Annotated in this window: 19 protein-coding genes; 16 read left to right on the top strand and 3 right to left on the bottom strand. The window is 65.8% G+C overall.

Annotation, left to right across the window (positions count from 1 at the left end; translation table 11 throughout):
- The first annotated feature begins 33 nt into the window (after window positions 1–33).
- Together VIL76_RS08455 and VIL76_RS08450 are read left to right on the top strand one after the other, a co-directional pair.
- On the top strand, window positions 34–939 hold the full coding sequence (locus VIL76_RS08455) for a LysR family transcriptional regulator (protein WP_332044579.1): 906 nt from the start codon (window positions 34–36) through the stop codon (window positions 937–939).
- A gap of 318 nt (window positions 940–1,257) precedes the next feature.
- Window positions 1,258–2,517, top strand: coding sequence for an alpha/beta hydrolase (locus tag VIL76_RS08450; RefSeq protein WP_332044578.1), 1,260 nt, complete (start codon window positions 1,258–1,260; stop codon window positions 2,515–2,517).
- A 117-nt stretch (window positions 2,518–2,634) separates the two neighbouring features.
- On the opposite strand, the gene VIL76_RS08445 is transcribed toward VIL76_RS08450, so the two are convergent.
- The gene (locus tag VIL76_RS08445; RefSeq protein ID WP_332044577.1) at window positions 2,635–3,531 is read right to left on the bottom strand and encodes a LysR family transcriptional regulator; all 897 of its coding nucleotides are present in this window, start codon (window positions 3,529–3,531) and stop codon (window positions 2,635–2,637) included.
- A 98-nt stretch (window positions 3,532–3,629) separates the two neighbouring features.
- Here VIL76_RS08445 and VIL76_RS08440 point away from each other — a divergent pair, with 98 nt between their 5' ends.
- Genes VIL76_RS08440 through VIL76_RS08420 form a run of 5 tightly spaced genes read left to right on the top strand, consistent with a single transcriptional unit; the run spans window position 3,630 to window position 6,269 of the window.
- Window positions 3,630–3,947: a DUF2218 domain-containing protein gene (locus VIL76_RS08440; RefSeq protein ID WP_332044576.1), complete on the top strand. Its 318-nt coding sequence runs from the start codon at window positions 3,630–3,632 to the stop codon at window positions 3,945–3,947.
- A 33-nt stretch (window positions 3,948–3,980) separates the two neighbouring features.
- Window positions 3,981–4,802 (top strand): class III extradiol ring-cleavage dioxygenase, encoded by an 822-nt coding sequence (locus tag VIL76_RS08435; RefSeq protein WP_332044575.1) that lies wholly within the window; start codon window positions 3,981–3,983, stop codon window positions 4,800–4,802.
- Window positions 4,799–5,233 (top strand): DoxX family protein, encoded by a 435-nt coding sequence (locus VIL76_RS08430; protein WP_349257483.1) that lies wholly within the window; start codon window positions 4,799–4,801, stop codon window positions 5,231–5,233. Before VIL76_RS08435 ends, VIL76_RS08430 begins: the two co-directional genes overlap by 4 nt.
- Before the next feature lie 54 nt (window positions 5,234–5,287).
- Entirely contained in the window at window positions 5,288–5,863 is a 576-nt protein-coding gene (locus VIL76_RS08425; protein WP_332044574.1) for an NADPH-dependent F420 reductase, read from the top strand.
- A 37-nt stretch (window positions 5,864–5,900) separates the two neighbouring features.
- A complete protein-coding gene (locus VIL76_RS08420) occupies window positions 5,901–6,269 on the top strand; it encodes a VOC family protein (protein WP_332044573.1) in 369 nt (122 codons plus the stop codon).
- Between the two features lie 86 nt (window positions 6,270–6,355).
- Here VIL76_RS08420 and VIL76_RS08415 read toward each other — a convergent pair whose 3' ends face one another.
- Both VIL76_RS08415 and VIL76_RS08410 read right to left on the bottom strand, forming a co-directional pair.
- The gene (locus VIL76_RS08415; RefSeq protein WP_332044572.1) at window positions 6,356–6,997 is read right to left on the bottom strand and encodes a TetR/AcrR family transcriptional regulator; all 642 of its coding nucleotides are present in this window, start codon (window positions 6,995–6,997) and stop codon (window positions 6,356–6,358) included.
- Complete coding sequence (locus VIL76_RS08410) at window positions 6,994–8,484, bottom strand: AMP-binding protein (protein ID WP_332044571.1); 1,491 nt, start codon at window positions 8,482–8,484, stop codon at window positions 6,994–6,996. Before VIL76_RS08410 ends, VIL76_RS08415 begins: the two co-directional genes overlap by 4 nt.
- 72 nt (window positions 8,485–8,556) lie before the next feature.
- On the opposite strand from VIL76_RS08410, the gene VIL76_RS08405 reads away from it, so the two are divergent.
- The 9 genes from VIL76_RS08405 to VIL76_RS08365 all read left to right on the top strand — a co-directional run.
- A complete protein-coding gene (locus VIL76_RS08405; protein WP_332044570.1) occupies window positions 8,557–9,570 on the top strand; it encodes a thiamine pyrophosphate-dependent dehydrogenase E1 component subunit alpha in 1,014 nt (337 codons plus the stop codon).
- Window positions 9,563–10,549: an alpha-ketoacid dehydrogenase subunit beta gene (locus VIL76_RS08400; RefSeq protein ID WP_332044569.1), complete on the top strand. Its 987-nt coding sequence runs from the start codon at window positions 9,563–9,565 to the stop codon at window positions 10,547–10,549. The genes VIL76_RS08405 and VIL76_RS08400 overlap by 8 nt, the downstream gene beginning before the upstream one ends.
- Window positions 10,542–11,324, top strand: coding sequence for an enoyl-CoA hydratase/isomerase family protein (locus tag VIL76_RS08395; protein ID WP_332044568.1), 783 nt, complete (start codon window positions 10,542–10,544; stop codon window positions 11,322–11,324). Before VIL76_RS08400 ends, VIL76_RS08395 begins: the two co-directional genes overlap by 8 nt.
- Before the next feature lie 22 nt (window positions 11,325–11,346).
- Window positions 11,347–12,534, top strand: coding sequence for a dihydrolipoamide acetyltransferase family protein (locus VIL76_RS08390; RefSeq protein WP_332044567.1), 1,188 nt, complete (start codon window positions 11,347–11,349; stop codon window positions 12,532–12,534).
- On the top strand, window positions 12,531–13,703 hold the full coding sequence (locus VIL76_RS08385; protein WP_332044566.1) for an acyl-CoA dehydrogenase family protein: 1,173 nt from the start codon (window positions 12,531–12,533) through the stop codon (window positions 13,701–13,703). The genes VIL76_RS08390 and VIL76_RS08385 overlap by 4 nt, the downstream gene beginning before the upstream one ends.
- A 50-nt stretch (window positions 13,704–13,753) precedes the next feature.
- Entirely contained in the window at window positions 13,754–16,684 is a 2,931-nt protein-coding gene (locus VIL76_RS08380; RefSeq protein WP_332044565.1) for a TonB-dependent receptor domain-containing protein, read from the top strand.
- Between the two features lie 120 nt (window positions 16,685–16,804).
- Complete coding sequence (locus VIL76_RS08375; RefSeq protein ID WP_332044564.1) at window positions 16,805–17,677, top strand: alpha/beta fold hydrolase; 873 nt, start codon at window positions 16,805–16,807, stop codon at window positions 17,675–17,677.
- Window positions 17,678–17,745: 68 nt separating this feature from the next.
- Complete coding sequence (locus VIL76_RS08370) at window positions 17,746–18,540, top strand: SDR family oxidoreductase (protein WP_332044563.1); 795 nt, start codon at window positions 17,746–17,748, stop codon at window positions 18,538–18,540.
- 2 nt (window positions 18,541–18,542) lie between these two features.
- Window positions 18,543–18,851: FAD-dependent oxidoreductase (locus VIL76_RS08365; RefSeq protein ID WP_332044562.1), on the top strand; the 309-nt coding region annotated here is incomplete at its 3' end.

The following is an 18,851-nucleotide window of genomic DNA, read 5'->3' as shown; positions in this document are numbered from 1 at the left end:
GCTATATATCGGACAGCTTCCGCGAGGTGTCCGATGTCGAACCCCGACCTCAATCTTCTGATCACGCTCGATATCCTGCTTGCCGAAGGGAGCGTCGCGCGCGCCTCACGCCGCTTGCGTCTCAGCCCGTCCGCGATGAGCCGCGCCCTGGCGCGTCTGCGGGAGACGACGGGAGACCCGCTTCTGGTGCGAGCGGGACGAGGCCTGGTTCCGACCCCGAGGGCAGACGCACTTCGAAGCCGCGTCCATGACCTCGTCGAGGAGGCGCAAAGTCTTTTGCGGCCGGTGGAGCGCAGTGACCCCGGGGCCCTCGTGCGCACGTTTTCCCTGCGAACCAGCGACGGCTTCGTGGAGAACTTCGGGCCAAGCCTGATCGCACGCGTCAGCGCCGAAGCGCCGGGCGTGCGTCTCAACTTCCACCAGAAGGCGGACAAGGACAGCCTCCCGCTTCGCGAAGGACGCGTCGACCTTGAAACCGCCGTGGTCGATCAGGCGATTGGACCGGAGCTGCGGGTGCAGGCGCTCTTCCGTGATCGGCTGATCGCCGCCGTGCGGCCCGCACATCCCCTCGCGGGACAGAAGGTCACCCTCGAGGACTATGTCACGGCGCGCCACGTCGTCGTGTCACGCACGGGCCTCGAGGAGGATGCTGTGGAGTCCCCCTTCCTTCCACAGGGGATGATCCGGACGGTCGCCAGCGTGGTGGGTGGCTTCGCCACGGCCTTATCCTTGGCGCGCAGCGCCAACCTGGTCGCCACGGTGCCTGAACGCCACACGGCGACGCTGCGCGACGGAATGGTGACGTTTGCGGTCCCCGCGCCCACCAAGGGCTTCACCGTCTCGATGCTATGGCACCCGCGCCTGGACGGGGATCCAGCGCACCGATGGCTGCGCGGCATCGTGCGCGACGTCTGCGCACTACGGGCAGAGCACGAATAGGCCGAAAGTGGGATTTGCGGCTTAAAGCCAATGTCCGCTCCTGGCGGAAAGCCGACTTCGCTCAGAGCGCGGTCCAGCAGGTACACTTCAGCAAAGATGGCGAAGGTCGCTGAGGACACCAACCGGCCGTTCCGGAGGTCTGCTGTCGGCCAGGGGGTGGTGCCTGCCCGCCCATCCTAGGCGCGACTAGTCGGGCTCGCCGTATCTGGACACCTACCCACGCGGTGTCAGGAGCGCGGACCCAAGGGAGGCGATGGCGTCGGCCCGTTGATAGATGCAATGCTCACCCAGTCGTCACGAGAGTTGGAGGGAAGTGGCATGCGAACGAGAGCAACCATCGTTGTGGGTCTCGTCGCCGCGTTCTCGATCCTGAGCGCTGCCGAACAAGCTATCGCCGAGGCGCTTCCGGTCGGCCCCTCAGCGGGAGACCAGGATCTCTCCCCGTTCTACAGGTGGACCGGGAAGCTCCCGTCCCGTCCGGGTTTGATGCTCCGGGAAGAGCCGCTGCCGGCGAATCCCCAGATCGCCAACGCGGGACAGGCGCTGCGGATTCTCTACACCTCCACAGACGCCCGCTGGAATTCGGGCGTGCTGCCCGTGAGCGGCACGTTGCATCTCCCGGGAGGCGCCCGGCCACGGGGCGGGTGGCCGCTAGTTGCGTGGGCGCACGGCACCCTCGGTGTAGCAGACAAGTGCGCCCCCTCGTGGGCCGGTCACCGGCCGCGCGACGCAGCGTACATCAACGAATGGCTGAAGCAGGGCTTCGCCGTGGTTTCCACCGACTATCAAGGGCTCGGCGGGCCTGGTCCGCACCCCTACACTGTCTGGCAGGCGGAGGGGCGCTCCGTTCTGGACGGCATCCGCGCCGCCACGTCCGCACACAGGCGAGAAATCGCAAACGTCGTTGTCATCACCGGCCAATCGCAAGGATCGGGAGCCGCAATCGGAGCGACACGCTTGCAGCCGACGTATGCCCCGGATGTCGGGCTCAAGGCGAGTATTGCGACCGGGGTGCTCTCGAGCTTTTCGGCGCCCGACGCTTCCCCGCCGCCAGCCCCAGCTCAGGGATCCGCCTATTATACGATGCTGAGCATCGCCGGCGCCGGCCTGCGCGAGGGGGCCCCGCCGCGTGACGAGCTACTAACTGAGAAGGGCCGCATGCTCCTGAATGCTGCTTTGGGCGGATGCGATGCGCGCGCGATCGAGCAGCGGGAAGGGGTGACCGCCGCGAACGCGTTTCGGGCGCCGGATCAGATACGTGACTACACTTTGCGAACGGCCGACATGTCCCCCGTCAGGATGCGGGTCCCCGTGTTCCTGGGCACGGGCCTAGCGGACAGCTTGCTCGTGCCCAGGAGGCAGTACGCAGCGGCGCGGGCGCTTTGCGGAGCCGGGAGCCACATCGTGTGGAAGACCTATCCAGGCGCTACCCACAACGGCGGAATGCATGCGGCCTTGAAGGACGAGTTCGCTTTCGTGGACGCCGTTCTGCGCGGCGAACCGGAGCCGAGTAACTGCAGCGGCATCGCTGATCCCGGGGAGCCAGCGCGGCCGCAACCAGGGCTGCCTTACAACTAGAGACGTCCGAGGCGCGCGTCTGCACGCAGCTGATGCTCGTTGATATGGGCGATCAAAGTTGCGCTCGATGCCAATACCCCTCGATGCTGCTTCTTGGCTTCGCACCCGAATTCCACGTCAGGCGCTGAGCTCTTGCAGGTCCTGCAGGAGGGATCGGGCCGCCGTCCCAAGCGGCCGGGCGCGTTGGTGCACCGCGTAAATCGGGATAGAGCCGGGGAGAATGGAGGGGTCCTCGATCGGCAGACGCTGGAGCGAGCCGCTGCGCAGATGCGGCTCGACCAGGTGGAGCGGCATCGTCGCCCAGCCAAAGCCTGCCAGCAGGAACTCCAGCCGCCGCCCAAGGTCGACGAAGCGCCATACCCGGGGACTGACGACACTATAGCTCGGGCCGCCGCCCTTGCTCTCGGGGTCCGTCAGCACCAGCTGCACATGCTCGGCGAGCACCTCCCGTTCCAGGCGCCGCGTCTCCTGCGCCAAGGGATGTGCCGGAGCGACGACAGGGACCAGCTCAATGGACGTGACCGGGTAGGCTTGCAGGTCCTGCACCTGGACTGGAAAGAGCATACAGAGGCCGAGGGCGGCGGACCCAGACCGCACCCGCCGCTCTGCCCCGCCGAGCGCCTCGGTGAAGAGCGTCACGGTTAGGTCTGGAAAGCGCTGCTGAAGGGTCGCGAGCGTCCGGATCACGGGCTCCGACGGGACCATGCTGTCCACGGAAAACGTCAGCTCCGGCTCAAGGCCGCTCGCGATGGCGCTCGCCGTCCGCTCGAACAGCTCGGCCTGCCGAAGGACCTGGCGCGCCTGGCTCGCGAGCGCCCGCCCCGCCTCCGTGAGCACCGGCGCTCGGCCTGAGCGGTCGAAGAGCTGAACGCGCTGCAGGTTCTCAAGCGTCATCACCGCGTGGCTGATGGCGGACTGGGCACGCTTCAGCTTGCGACCAGCGGCCGAGAAGCTGCCGGTCTCCTCAATGGTGACGAGCACCTTCAGCTGATCCAGAGTCACCGTCCCGAGCACAACCTATCTCTCATTCAGATGGATGGGATCGATCTTTTATCGCTCCCGGCGGGGGTCTGGCGAGCCTATCTCTTCGTCAACGAACGACGGAGCCCCCAATGAACGATCATTCCGCTGCCGCGGCCGTGCCTACCAAGAGCGCCAGCCGGTACTTGCAGCAGCTTTGCAAGCACTGGTCCCACAATTTCACCGTCGAGTTCACGCCCACTGAGGGGAAAATCACATTCCCCAGGGACGCACGTGGAAGAAGTTTCCCTGCCGACGGGACAGTGACGCTGGAGGCGCTGGAGAACGGTTTGGCCGTGCGGGTGGACGCTTCCGCCAGCGAGCAACTCGACGGCATCAAGGCCGCCGTCGCGAGCCACCTGGACCGCTTCGCCTTCCGTGAGGCGCCGCTCGCCTTCGACTGGCGCTGAGCCCCCCAACATCTATCCGCAAGGATCTACGAAATGACCCGTCTGCCGACCTACTTCATCAGCCACGGCGGTGGCCCATGGCCCTACCTCGACGGCCCGTTTCGCCGCATGTTCGACCAGCTTGAACAATCGCTCCTCGACATCCGCCGCGAGCTGGGCGATGCGCCCCGAGCGGTGCTCGTCATCACCGGCCACTGGGAAGAGAGAGGCTTCGCCATCTCCTCCGGAGAGCAGCCGGGTATGGTCTACGACTACTCCGGGTTCCCGCCGCACACCTACGAGATCAAGTACAAGGCTCCGGGTTCGCCCGAGCTTGCGGCCCGCGTCCAGCAACTGCTGTCCGACGGCGGCATCGCCGCGCGGCTCGACACGCAGCGGGGTTACGACCACGGCACCTTCAGCATCATGAAGCCGCTCTATCCGGGCGAGGACATCCCCCTCGTGCAGCTGTCCATCGACCTCAGCTACGACCCGGAACTCCATCTGCGGCTCGGCCGCCTGCTGGCGCCTCTGCGTGACGAGGGCGTGCTGATCATCGGCAGCGGCCTCAGCTATCACAACCTCCGAGACGCCCGCAGCGACGTCGGCGCCGAGCCATCCCGCGTCTTCGACGCTTGGCTGCACCAGACCCTCACGGACGCCTCGCCGGAGGAGCGGAGCTCGCGCCTAATCGAATGGGAGCGGGCGCCGCTCGCTCGCGCCGCTCACCCACAGGAAGACCACCTCGTGCCGCTGATGGCCGCCGTTGGAGCTGCTGAGAACGAGCCCGGCGCGGTCGTCTATCACCAGAAAGATCTGTTCGGCGGCATCACCGCCTCCAGCTTCCGCTTCGGCGAAGTTCCCACCGCGCAATGAGCGCCAATCTCAGGAGCCATATGATGTCCAAACTCGCTAGATGGTCGCCCCATGCGCTCGCCGCGCTCCGGATCATGACCTCGTTGCTGATGCTGCAGCACGCAACGATGAAGTTCTTCGCCTTTCCGGCGGCTATGCCCATGCCGGGCCCGCTCCCCCCGATCATCGTGGCCGCCGGCGTGATTGAGCTCATCACCGGAACTTTGATCGTGCTCGGCCTCTTCACCCGCCCAGCCGCGTTCCTCGCGTCCGGCACGATGGCTGCGGCCTACTTCATGGGTCATGCGACGCAGGGCTTCTGGCCTGTCCTCAACCAGGGCGAGACGGCGATCATGTTCTGCTTCGCCTTCTTCTACCTGATCTTCGCCGGCCCGGGCGCGTGGAGCCTCGACGCGCTGATCCGCCGTCGCCCCGGCAACGCCACGGCTTAGCCACTTCAAACGGCGCGGCCCCCCGGCCGCGCCTCCCCACCCAAGGAATGACCCATGAAAATCGCCATCATCGGCAAGGGCAACGTAGGCTCTGCTCTTCAAGCTGGCCTCTCCCGCAACGATCACGAAGTCCGAGCGGTCGGCCGCGGCGAGGACCTGCGTGCAGCCGGCGAGTTCGCCGACCTCGTCATCATTGCCGTTCCCTTCAGCGAAGTGGGCAACGCCGCTTCCGAACTCGCTGACGTCGTGGCGGGGAAGGTCGTTATCGACGCCACCAACGCCCTGACTGCGGAAATGACGCTCGCCGTCGACTCTTCGAGCACTAGCGGCGCCGAGGAGCTGCAGAAGAAGTTGCCCTCTGCCAAGGTGGCGAAAGCGTTCAACACCGCCTTCGCATCCGCGATGGCCACTGGGCAGATCAAGGGCGAGCAGCTTGCTGGGTTGGTTGCGGCGGACGACGCCGACGCGAAGGCTCAGGCGTTGAAGCTCGTCGAAGAGCTTGGCTTCGAGCCTATCGACGCAGGCCCGCTCTCCGCCGCCCGGCTTCTGGAGCCGTTCGCCCTACTCAACATCAAGCTCGGCTTCATCCAGGGCTACGGCCCGAACAGCGGCTTCCGCCTGGTTCACTAGAGCCCCGCTCCAAGCCACCTCAACAGGAGATGAGACTATGAAGGTCGAAGGGATCACGTGGCACGCGGTGGTGCTGAAGGAGCCCGCGTTCGCCGCCGCCAAGACGCTCTACATCGACACCTTCGGCCTCAAGCCGATGATGGAGCTCGAGGGTGTTGCAGTCTTCCAGATGGAGAACGGCACGCTGCTCGAGCTCTATCAGCCCCATACCGTCCCGCCCTATGGCTACAACGACAGCCTGGCTTTCGGTTTCCGGGTCGACGACATCGAGCAGGCGTCGGCCGAAATCGAGAAGGCGGGCGGTGAGCTGCTGGGGGAAATCACGCGGGTCCCCGACATGGGATACGCCTACCGGCACTTCCGAGGCCCTGACGGCCGGGTCTACGGGCTCAACGAACAAAGGTAAGCGGCCGGAGGCGGGCCTGTTCCAAATGGTCCGCCTTCGATAACGGGACGGCGAGCTCTCTTCCGAGAAACCGCACTTAGGCCTGATCACACCGCCCCGGGCTTGTCGGATTCAGCGAAAAGGCCGCCGATGAGCAGCTTGGCGTAGGCGTCGAAGACCGCCTCGTCTGGGAGCCGCGCGCCACCTTCCGCATAGGCGTAGCGTTGGCTCAGGTAGCCGCGCGCCCCGATGAGAATGTGAACAACCGCTTCCAACTCGGCATCGGTGAAGTCGCGAGTTTCCCCGGCTCCGCGCGCTCGCTGCAGGATACGGAGGTAGGGGAGGCTCACGTTCTGAATGTGCTGTCGATAGGCCTCGGGTGCGCTGAACTCCGCCTCGTTGAGGATACGTAGGAAGCCGGGGTTCTCGACCAGAAATTCAAAGAAGGCCCGAAAGCGCGCCAGCTCCCGATCCCGCTCCGGCCTGACATCGCGTGTGCGCTGCCGAATGAATTCGATCATCTCCTCGCCGAGCGAGGGGAGCAACTGGTCAAGCAGTTCCTGGCGGGTTTCGAAATGATTGTAGAACGTGCCGTTGGCGACACCGGCCCTCTCGGTAATCCGGCTGATCGACGCCTCTTCATAGCCGCGTTCGCCGACGATCTCGCCGGCCGCGCGGAAGAGGCTTCGGCGGACCTCCTCGTTGCGCTCCTGTCGAGAGATCTTCCGCCGCGCTTCGGGAGGGCTCATTTGCGTTCGTATTCCTCCCGGAGCAGCCGCTTGAGAACCTTGCCGGAAGCGCTGCGCGGCAGGGTGGAGCGCACGTTTACGGCGTCGGGGACCTTAAAGCCGCCCAGTCGCGCGCGGCAATGCTCCAGCAGGTCCGCGGGTTCGGCGTTGCGGCCGTCATGGAGGACCACGAAGGCCATCGGGCGCTCGCCCCACTGTGCGTTGGGGACGGCGATGACCGCGGCTTCCTTGACGGCGGCGTGTTCGGTCAAGGCCCGCTCGATCTCGAGGGAGGCGATGTTCTCCCCGCCCGAGATGATCATGTCCTTCTTGCGGTCGGTAATGAAGAGGAAGCCGTCGGCATCGACATGCCCGACGTCACCCGTCCTCAGCCACTTCCCCCAGAAGGACGCCGCCGTCTTCTCGGGCGCTCGCCAATATCCAGGCGTGATCTTCGGACCGCGGAGGCAGATCTCTCCCGTCTCGCCGGCAGGCAGCGTCTGGCCGTCTTCGTCGCGGATCTCCAGATCCACAAGAGCGATGGGCCGGCCGGTCGAGCCGATCTTCTCGATCTCGCGCCCGGGCTCCATCAGGGTGTCGCCGCCGCAGGTCTCGGTAAGCCCGTAAGCATCGATGTAGCGGGCGCGAGGGAATGTCTCGGAATAGCGCTGGATTAGAGTTTCCGGTGTGCGCTCGCCCCCGCCCAAGCTCCACTCCAAGCTGCTCAGGTCATAGTGGCCGCGGGCTTCTGAACTCAGCATCAGGGTCGTCATGACAGGGGCGAACCAGGCGCAGTTCAGCCGCTCGCGATGGATGAGCTGAAAGGCGGTCGTGGCGTCAAACTCGCGTTGTATGCAGAGCGTCCCCCCCGCCCAGAGCACCGCCACGCCCGGGAAGTCGTAAGCGCCGACGTGGTACAAGGGGCCCGCCACCAGCAGCCGGCTGTCCGAATTCAGCTGAAGGGCCATGATCTGGTCCGCCGACTTGGCGTACCAGTTCGCGTATGTGTGCATGACGCCCTTGGGGCGGTCCGTCGTTCCCGACGTGTACATGATCCGGAACACCTCGCCCGGCTCCACATATTCGAGGCGCTCCGGAGAAGCCGCTCCCAGCTGGCTAGAGTCCTTTTGGGCTGCCGGACCGACGAGCCGCACGGCCTCAAAGCTTAGCGGAAGTCCGGAAAAATCGTCGTCGCAGAACAGCAGCTTCGCCCCGCTATCGGCGAGGATGTAATCGATTTCGTCCGCTGACAGACGGTAATTCACCGGCACAAACAGCCCGCCGAGGTGACTGACGGCGAGGGACAGTTCGATGAAAGTCGAGCTGTTCTTCATGACGGCCGCGACGGCGTCGCCCTTGCCGATGCCTTGGGTTTGCAGCCAACCCGCCAGGCGGCAGATGCGGTCCCAGAGACTGGCATAGCTGGTGCGCGCGCCCTCGTAGACCAGCGCGGTCCGATCGGGTGACCGCTCAGCGTGCAGCCGCACACAGCGCGAGAGATTGGACACAGCGACCCTCCCAAACTTTGCTATTGCGATGAATCATGATTCACGGTTCATTGTTCATAACAACAAGCGCCAGTGGATTTCAACGTGGCTACGGGACAGGGGAAGCGCCGGGCGGAAAACCGGCCGAGCACGGCCGACGGCGTCGAGCTGTACCGCCGGATGCTGCTCATCCGCAGGTCAGAGGAGAGACTCTCGCGCCTGTTCGCTGACGGGGAGGTCCCGGGCTTCATCCATCTCTCAATTGGCCAAGAAGCCGTCTCCGTCGGCATCATGAGTGCGCTCACGGCGGAGGATACCATCGCCTCGACGCACCGCGGGCACGGGCACGCGATCGCCAAAGGCCTGTCGCTGACGGGCTTCTTTGCTGAATTGCTTGCCCGTGACGACGGCCTGTGTCGCGGACGCGGCGGCTCCATGCACGTGGCGGACGCGGCCGTTGGCATGTTGGGCGCCAACGGCATCGTTGGCGCGGGGGTGCCCATAGCGCTTGGCAGCGCGCTCGCGCATTCGCGGCTCCACCCAGGTCGTGTCGCCGTCTCGTTCTTCGGGGACGGCGCGCTGGCGGAAGGCGTGCTGCACGAGTCCCTGAACCTCGCCGTCCTGCTTCGCGCGCCGATCCTGTTCGTGTGCGAGGCCAACGGCTGGAGCGAGTTCTCGCCCGTCGCCAGCCAGATCGCCTTTGGGACGGAAGCGTGGGCTCGGTCGTACGGCCTCGTGTACGAGAAGGTCGACGGGAACGACGTCTTCGCCGTGGCAGAAGCGGCCGCGCGCCACATCGGGGGCCTCAGGTCAGGGGGATCGCCGGTCTTCCTGGAGTGCCTTACCGCTCGCGTGCGCGGGCACTACGAAGGCGATGCGCAGAAGTATCGGGAGGCCGCTGAACTCGACGACCTGCCGCGCCAGGACCCGCTGGCCCGAGCGTGGACCCAGATCTCAGCGCAAGCTGGCGCCCCGTCCGACCCATCTGCGATCGACGAGGAGGTGCTCGGCGAAATCGAGGCCGCCTTAGCCGCCGCCCGGAGGGGTCCCGAACCGTCCCCGCACGGGGCGCTTTGCGACGTTTACAGCGAGCAGTCTCATGGCTGAGCTTCGCTACGGCCACGCCCTCAACCGGGCGCTTATGGATGCGATGGCCGACGATCCGACCGTCGTTGTGCTCGGCGAGGACATCGCGGCGGCAGGCGGTTCCTTCGGAGTTACACGCGGCCTGCTGGACAAGTACGGCTCGGAGCGGGTCATCGACACCCCGATCTCTGAGGCCGCCATCGCAGGCGTCGCTGTGGGCGCTGCGCTGAGCGGTTTGAAACCGGTCGTCGAGATCATGTTCATGGATTTCACCACGCTCGTCATGGACGCGCTGGTGAACCAGGCGGCCAAGGCGCGCTTCATGTTTGGCGGCCAGTTCTCGGCGCCCATGGTGCTCCGAACCCCGCACGGGGGCGGTGTGAACGCGGGGCCGCAGCACTCTCAATGCCTTGAGGCGTGGTTCGCCCACGTCCCGGGATTGAAGGTGGTGTGCCCAGCGGACGCTACGAGCGCTTACGGCCTACTCCGCGCCGCTATCGAAGACCCTGACCCCGTGATCTTCGTGGAGCACAAGGGGCTGTATGGGCGAAAGGACAGCTTCCCCGAACAGCCTGCCGCGCTTCCGCTCGGACGCGCTGAAATCGTGCGTCCAGGCGCCGATGCAACGATCGTCGCCTACGGCGCCGCCGTGCAGTTCGCGTTGGATGCGGCGACCCAGTTGGCATCACGCGGCATCGCCGCCGAGGTCATCGACCTGCGGACGCTGCAGCCGTGGGACGACGCGACGGTCCTTGCTTCGCTGTCGAGAACCCACCGCCTCGTCGTAGCGCACGAAGCTGTCGAGGCGTTCGGTGTCGGAGCCGAGATCGTCGCCCGGATGGCCGACATCGGCTTTGACGAACTCGACGGCCCCCTTGTGCGTGTCGGGGCGCCCTTCATGCCCACGCCGTTCGCGCCCGCGCTCGAGGCCGCCTACCGCCCCTCGGCTCAGCGCGTCGTCGAAGCCGTCCTCAAGACCATGGGTCAGCAAGATGTCTGAAGACCGCGTCCTCTTGGAGCGGGTGGGCGCGGCTGCGCTCATCACCATCAACCGTCCTGAGACGCTCAACAGCTTGGACCTGCAGACGCTCGACCAGCTGTCATCGCAGCTTCGTCGGGCTGCGAACGACCGTGATGTACGGGCGATCGTCTTCACCGGGACAGGCCGCGCCTTCGTCGCCGGCGGCGACATTGCAGACCTGAACTCCCGAAGCGGCCTGCCCCACTACCTCGAGTTCGCCGAGCGGATCCACGCTGTGCTCCGCGAGGTCGAGACCGTCGATAAGCCGACTATTGCCGCGGTGAACGGCTGGGCCTTGGGCGGTGGGACGGAACTGGTTTTGTGCACCGACATCCGGGTGGCCGCCCGGAGCGCAAAATTTGGGCTGCCCGAGATCAACCTTGGCCTTTTCCCCGGGGCAGGGGGCTCCCAGCGGCTGATCCGTCAAATCTCTCCCTGCAAGGCGAAGGAACTGATGTTCCTCGGGGACCGCATCTCGGCCGAAGAGGCCGAGCGATTGGGGCTGATTAACCGCGTGGTGGACGACGGCGAAGTCGTTGCCGAGGCTATGAAGATCGCTACAGCGCTCGGGCAGAAGTCGCCGCTTACATTGAAGTTGCTGAAGCGCACGCTCGCAGACGGACTTGAGATGCCGCCCGCCGCGAGCCTGCGGCACGAGCAGGCGATGATCGGCCTCGTTCTCGATTCAGCTGACGCCCACGAGGGGTGTGGCGCCTTCCTCGAGAAGCGCTCCGCGAGCTTCACGGGCTCCTGAAGTGACGGGTCAGCCCATCCTCATGCCCAAGTTGGGGCTGACGATGACCGAGGGGGTCATCGCCGAGTGGCGCGTGGCGCCCGGCGACAGGGTCGCTCCGGGCGACATCCTGTTTGTCGTCGAAACCGACAAGATCGCTAACGACGTCGAAGCCTCGGATGCCGGCGTCATCCAGGCGATTGAGGTCGAAGCCGGATTGCCGGCGCAGGTCGGCGACGTCGTCGCTTTCCTGACAGTGGAGGGCGGTGGCGAGGGGCCTCAGACGACGCAGGTGCCACCGACCCGTGCGAACAACCCGAGCCCGGACGTGGGTTCTCAGGCGCCTACTGCGCGTCAGCTCGCCACGCCGCTGGCGCGGCGGATTGCATCACGAGCAGGCGTGCAGCTGAGCGCGGTCGCTGGCAGCGGGCCGCGCGGACGCATCACCGCGGCGGACGTGCAGACCTCGATCGAAGCAGGGCAGGGGGGCCGGCTCTTGGAAGGCGGCGCCCGCCCCTCAGACGGCACTGTCAGGCCAATCAGCAAGCACCATGCGACCGTCGCAAGGCGCCTCACCGAAGCGAAACAAGAGATCCCTCACTTCTACATCTTCGCGGAAGTGGACGTCTCGGCGTTGCTCCGGTTGCGGTCGGAGATCAATGGCGACATTGGCGGTCGGAAGCTGAGCGTCAATCACTTCGTCCTGGCGGCCGTGGCCAGGTCTCTCACCGCCGCACCCGGAATCAATTCGGTTTGGAAAGACGGCGGTCTGTTGCCCATCGCCACCGCTGACGTTGGCTTCGCCGTGGAGACGCCGCGGGGGCTCTACGCACCCGTCATCCGTGGGGCGGGCGCCAAGACCTTGGACGAACTCGCCGAAGCGGCAGACGAACTTGCGGAGCGAGCCCGCTCCGGACGACTGCAGAGCGTGGACCTGGAGGGCGGGGCGATATCCGTCTCCAACGTCGGGATGTTCGGTGCGACCGCGTTGCTGCCAATCATCAACCCCGGTCAGTCCTCGATCCTCGGGGTCGGCCGCGCTCGGCGCATCTTCCGACCGGACGAGGCAGGTCAGCCGCGGGCGGTAGACGAACTGTGTCTCGCGCTCTCGTGCGACCACCGGGTCATGGATGGCGCCGCGGCCGCACGCTTTCTCCAAGCCATTCAACAAGCCCTGGAGCACCCCGTGCGGCTCCTTCGCGCGCCTTCCGGGGGGACCGTCGCTCCATGAACTTCGACTACTCCGAAGAGCAGGACATGCTGCGCCACACCGCCGACCGGGTGGGCGAGAAGTACGGCCTCGAATACTGGCGGGAGCTCGATGCTCGCCGCGAGTTTCCCACGGCGATGTGGCAGGAGATCTGCGACGCCGGTCTTTGCGGCATAGCCGTTCCGGAAGCGTACGGCGGGGCCGGGCTCGGCATGCTCGAGCTGGCCATCGCGGTGGAACACCTCTGCGCAGGCGGAGGTGGGGTCACGCTGAGCCAGCTGTTCATGCTGAACCCCATATTCGGCGGGGTAACGCTCAGCCGATTGGGTAACGACGAGCAGAAGGCATCGCTCCTCCCGGGCCTCGTAACGGGCGAGCAGATGTTCGCGATGGCGCTGACCGAGCCTGACGCCGGCAGCAACAGCCCCGAGATCAAGACCTTCGCCGAACGCGACGGTGACGGTTGGCGACTGCAGGGTCAGAAGATCTGGATCACTGCGGTCCCGCAGGCGTCGACCCTGCTCGTCGTCGCCCGCACGAAGTCGCAGGCTGACAAGCAGGCGAAGACCGACGGCATAAGCCTGTTCCTGATCGATCGGGAGCGCGACGGCCTATCCCATCAGGCCATCGACAAGCTCGGCACCAAGACGCTGCCATCCAGTCAGGTCTTCTTCGACAACGTGAGGGTGGAGCCGAACGAACTCGTTGGAACGCTGCACGGCGGGTTTCGAGAGCTCCTCGATGTGCTGAATACCGAAAGGATCGTCACGACTGCGGGCCTGCTCGGCACGGCCAGCATCGCGACGAAGCTGGCTATCCGTTACGCCAACGACCGCAAGGTCTTCGCCGGCCGGCCGATCGCCAGCTACCAAGCCATCCAGTTCCCACTCGCCGAAGCGCATGTCCAGGCCGAGTGCGCGCGCCTGATGAACTACAAGGCGGCCTCTCTTTACGACAGCGGCCGCCCCTACGGCAGCCAGGCAAACCAAGGAAAGTGGTTGGCCGGACATGCTGCGGCTTTGGCCACGGACCGCGCCATCCAGACGATGGGCGGCATGGGGTATTCCAAAGAATTCCATGTGGAGCGGCTGTGGCGCGACGCCAGGCTGTTCCGCATCGCGCCAGTCTCCGAAGAAATGGTCCTCAATTACGTCGCCCAACACGACCTTGGAATGCCGAGGTCGTACTGAGCTGCCACATCAGTATCTGGTCACAACATAACTCAGGGAGGGGTTAGCCCATGCGTCGTCAGTATTTGCTCGCAACAACATCCGTGATGATGGCGGCGTTCGCCGCGCTGGCCACCCCTGCGGCGGCTCAGACGCCGCCGCCCGCCGACACCACCGTCGGCGAGGTGGTCGTGACCGGCTCGTACATTCGCGGGGCTGCGGAGAATGCGGCGCTTCCGGTCGACGCCATCGATGCGGAAGAGCTTCAGAAGCAGGGGCGCCCGACGGCGACTGAACTCATCAAGTCGTTGCCCTACACCGGTCCCGTGATGGGCGAGTCGAACCAGTTCACGCCGACCGCGCAGGCGCGACTCGGCGCTGGGACGATCAACCTGCGCGGCCTCGGCGCTCAGCGGACCCTCGTCCTCCTCAACGGCCGGCGTTTCATGGAGGGCACGGCCGACACCTACATGTTGCCGATCGGCGCCATCGGTAGGGTAGAGATCCTCAAGGACGGCGCCGCAGCTACCTATGGCTCTGACGCCATCGGCGGTGTGGCCAACTTCATCACTCGCAAGAATCTCGACGGGCTAGAGCTGGGCGCCGACTATCGGTACGTACCCGGCTCGGACGGCGATTATACGCTGAACGCGACCTGGGGCTGGGCGACCGAGCGGTCCAACATACTGCTTAGCGGTGGATATCAGCACCGCTCCCCCTTGCGCACCACCGAGCGAGACTGGGCCTTTCCGGAGTGGACGGAAAACCCCACCGGCTGGTCCGCCTTGGGCAACCCCGGTCCGTTCCTCCCCCTCAGCGCGGCCGGTCTGCCAACTGCAGGCATCACGCGTGATGCAAATTGCGAAGCGCAGGGCGGTGTCGCCAACTTCACGGGGACGACGCCGATCTGCACGTGGAGCTATGTGCCGTACCTCAACCTCATCGAGAAGGAGGACCGGTACCAGCTCTACGGCGAGGTCAACTCGGAGCTGAACGACTCCACCCGCTTCCATGCCGAGGCGCTGTATTCGTTCAGCGAGCAGCCGGAGATGCGTTCGTCGCCCGGATACCCTCCGCTCTCAGGTCCAGCCGGCCCAGGGAGCGTCGGCGTCTTCTCCGCGCCGATCAGCAACCCGGGCGCGTTGACGGCCTTGCAGCAGGCTGGGCTGAGCGCGGCCCAGATCGCGGCTACCCAGCGCGTTTCGCTCCTGCTGTGGCGCCCCTTCGCCACAGGTGGCGGGCCTATCGACGGTATGGGTGCGACCTCGAAGAACAGCTACACGCTCTTCCGCGTCTCCGCGGGTGTCGAGGGTACGCTGTGGGAGGACATCAACTGGTCAGTCGCGGGCACATACAGCCGCTCCACGACCCACTTCGAAATCCAGGACGTGCTGATCGACCGGCTCCAGCGGGCGCTGAACGGGCTTGGAGGCCCCGGCTGCACAGGAACCACCCCGGGCGCGAACGGCTGCCAATACTACAACCCGTTCTCGAACGCCCTGGCGGGCAACCCCGCCGAAGGCCTCAGCAACCCCGGCTTCGTTTCCGCGAACGCAAACAGCTCGGAAATCAACCGGTGGCTGCTCGGCACCGTCACGACCGATTCGGTGACTGACTATTGGGTGCTCGACGCGGTGTTGAGCGGCCAGCTCGGCGTAGAGCTCGGCGGCGGCGCGATTGGCTGGGCGGCCGGCGCCCAGGTGCGTGGCAGTGTCTATGACTTCAGCCCGGGCCCGCTAAACGACGCGAACGTCAACCCGTGTCCGGTGCTGGGAACATCGGCCTGCACCTTCCGCACGGGCCCCTTCATCTTCCAGGGCCAGCAGGTGGCTGCTCACCTCACGGACCGCATCTATGCGGTGTTCGGTGAACTCAACCTGCCGGTCACGGATGCTCTGAACGCCCAACTCGCTATCCGTTACGAGGACTACGGCGGGGACACCGGGTCGACGACCAACCCAAAGCTCGCGATCAAGTGGCAGGCGACGGATTGGCTAGCTCTGCGTGGCTCGGTCGGCACCACCTTCCGGGGCCCGACCGCAGTCAACAGGGCGGCCGGCGGGGCGACGGTGCTCCAAGGCATCATCGCGGCTGGAAACGCTTTCAAGTCCATCGACCTCTTCGGCAACCCAGCCGTCGGCCCCGAGTCGGCCGACACGTACAATGTAGGCGTCATCGTCTCAGCGGGCGGCCTGCGCGCGACCGTCGACTACTGGAACTTCAAGCTGCAGGACCAGATCGTCACCGTCCCCGCCAATGTGATCGCCACCGCCATCGCGGGAGCCGGCAACGGATCGCAGTTCGTAAACTGTGCAAGCCCCCTTCGGCCGCTGATCACCTTCAGCAGCGGCAACGTCTGCACCCAAGGTGTGACGCGGGCGGCAGACATGCAGCGCATCCGTTCCGACACGACTAACGGGCCCGAAGTACGTACCTCCGGCATCGACGCCCAGGTGGAATATCGCTTCCCCGATATGTTCGCCGGCGAGGTCACGCTGGCGGCCAACGCCAGCTACGTCCTGAAGTACGAACAGGCGGCGTTCACCTATGAGGGTGCGCTTGTCTCCAACGCCTACAGTGCGCTCGGCTACACCAACTACGATCGGCTGCCGGGGACGATTTCCAGGTTCCGCGCGAATGCGTACGCGGAATACACGCGGGGTCCTCACAACCTGCGCCTCACCATCAATTACATCGGCGGCGCGACCGACAATCGTGGTCCGACAGTGATCCAGACCGCATCGAACTCGGGCTGTACGGTCGCGAACGCAGGCACCACTGCGGGGTGCTCTCTGATCACCTTCGGCCTGCGCGTGGAGCCGTTCACCACTGTCGACCTGAACTACCGCGTGTTCCTGCCTTGGGACACCACACTTACCGCGGGAGTGCTGAACGTCTTTGACGAGGATCCATCTAAGGCGCGCCTCGAGCTCAGCTATGACCCGTTCATCGGCAACCCCTATGGGCGCACCGTGAGAGTGGGGGTGGTGAAGCGCTTCTAGGCTTGCAGTCCTCCCCCCTTGCTGGGCCGGCGCTCCGGCGTCGGCCCAGTGTTTTCAATTGAGGGGGCCGAAGAGGGCAGGGAGGCCGAAGGGCTCAGCAGAACGGAGGAGCGGAGTATCATGCGCGCGGCTGTGAACGGTCTTGAGCTGGAGTACGAGGTGTTCGGGGAGCCAGGGCGCCCCACCATCATTCTCATCATGGGCTACGCTTCGCAGCTCACGCGCTGGCCGGTCGAGCTCTGCCAAGCGCTCGCAACGCGCGACTTCTTCGTAGTGCGGTACGACAACCGCGACGTTGGTCGGTCGACTTCTATGGACCACTTAGGTGATCCAGACCTGGCCGCGGTCATGGGCGGGGCTGCGCCGCCTTACACCCTTGCTGACATGGCTGATGACGCTGTGGCCTTGCTTGATCATCTCGGGGTGCAGAAGGCGCACATCGTGGGCGCATCCATGGGGGGCATGATCGCTCAGCTCGTGGCCGTGAACCACCCTGAGCGCACGCTTTCGCTCACTTCGATCATGTCGACCACGGGCAATCCCGCCCTCCCGCGCCCGAAGGACGAAGTCACGGCGGTGCTCAGCATCGTGCCGCCGCCGGATGACCTCCCCGGCATCGTCGATCGTGGGGTCCGCCTGGCCCGCCTCATCGGGAGCCCCGGCTACCCGGAGGGAGATGACGCGGTGCGTGAGCGCCTCCTTCGGGATGCCGAACGTGGCTACAATCCGCGCGGCATGGTGCGTCACATGGCGGCCATCGTCGCCGATGGAGATCGCCGTGACCGCCTGGCGCGCATTACTGCGCCCACCGTTGTCCTGCACGGCCTAGATGACGCGCTCGTGCCGGTGGAGGGGGGGCGGGACACAGCCAAGCACATCCCGAGCGCGAAACTGATCGAAGTGCCGGGAATGGGCCACGACTTTCCCGTGCAGCTCGTGGACGTCTTCGCCGACGCCATCTGCGCCGCTGCCTCCGGTGCGGCTGAGCAATAGACCCGCAAGTCATCAAAGAATGAAGCTCGTTCGGCTGCCCGTCAGCCAGCGCGGAATTGAGGTAGCTAATGGAAGAGAAGCCGGAGCAGCTCTCGAACGGGACTGAGCTCAAGCGCGCGCTGGGGGCCGTGGCGGTGACGGGGGCTTCCAGCGGCATCGGCGAGGCGGTCGCCACAGCCTTGTCGCGGGCTGGCGTGACTGTGATCGGCTTGGATCGCGATCCGCCGAACCGTCCCCCGCCCGGCGGGACGTCGATGGCCCTCGACGTTACCGACGAGGCCGAGGTCGAACTCACCATCGCGGCGGCCGAGGCTCGGTTCGGACCGATCGGCGGTCTGGTCAATGCCGCTGGCATCCTCGGGAAAGTTCATCCCCCCGAGCGGCTTCGCCTGACCGACTGGCAGCGGGAGATCAACGTCGACCTGACGGGCACCTACATCGTAAGCCGTGCAGTCGGCGTGCGCATGGCGCAACGCGCCAGTGGGGCGATCGTCAATGTGGCCTCTATCGCAGGTATGACGTCTGCGCCCACCCACGCCTACTCTGCGGCCAAGGCGGGCGTCATCAGTCTGACGAGGTCCCTGGCCCGTGCGTGGGGCCGCCAGGGGGTGCGGGTGAACGCAGTGTCCCCTGGCTTCACGCGGACGCCCGCTCTGGACAAGGGGGTGTCCGCCGGCGTCCTAAACGCGAGCGCCATGGCCGAAGCGACAGCTCTGGGCCGCTTGCTGGACGCCAGTGAAATTGCCGACGCGGTCGTCTGGCTGCTCGGCCCGGGAAGTCGCGGGGTCACCGGGGTCAACCTGCCCGTGGATGGCGGTTTCCTCGCTGGAGTGACTTGGCCCGCCTACGCGGCGCCGGCCTAGCGATGGTTTTCGACGTCATCGTCATCGGCGCCGGCCCCGGCGGCTATGTGACCGCCATCCGCGCCTCCCAGCTCGGCATGAAGACCGCAATCGTCGAGCGCGACGCCCTGGGCGGCATCTGCCTGAACTGGGGCTGCATCCCCACCAAGGCCCTGCTGAAGTCCGGCGAGGTCTACGAACAGCTCGACCACCTGAAGGACTACGGCCTGATGGTGGAGAAGCGCGGCTTCGACTTCGCCGCCGTCGTCCAACGCTCGCGCAAGGTGGCCGCCCAGCTCTCCTCCGGCGTGGCCTTCCTGATGAAGAAGCAC

This window comes from Phenylobacterium sp. (genome assembly GCF_036563285.1).
GTDB lineage: Bacteria > Pseudomonadota > Alphaproteobacteria > Caulobacterales > Caulobacteraceae > Phenylobacterium.
The sequence above is the reverse complement of the archived record's forward strand: the minus strand, read 5'-3'. Positions and strand labels throughout refer to the sequence as shown.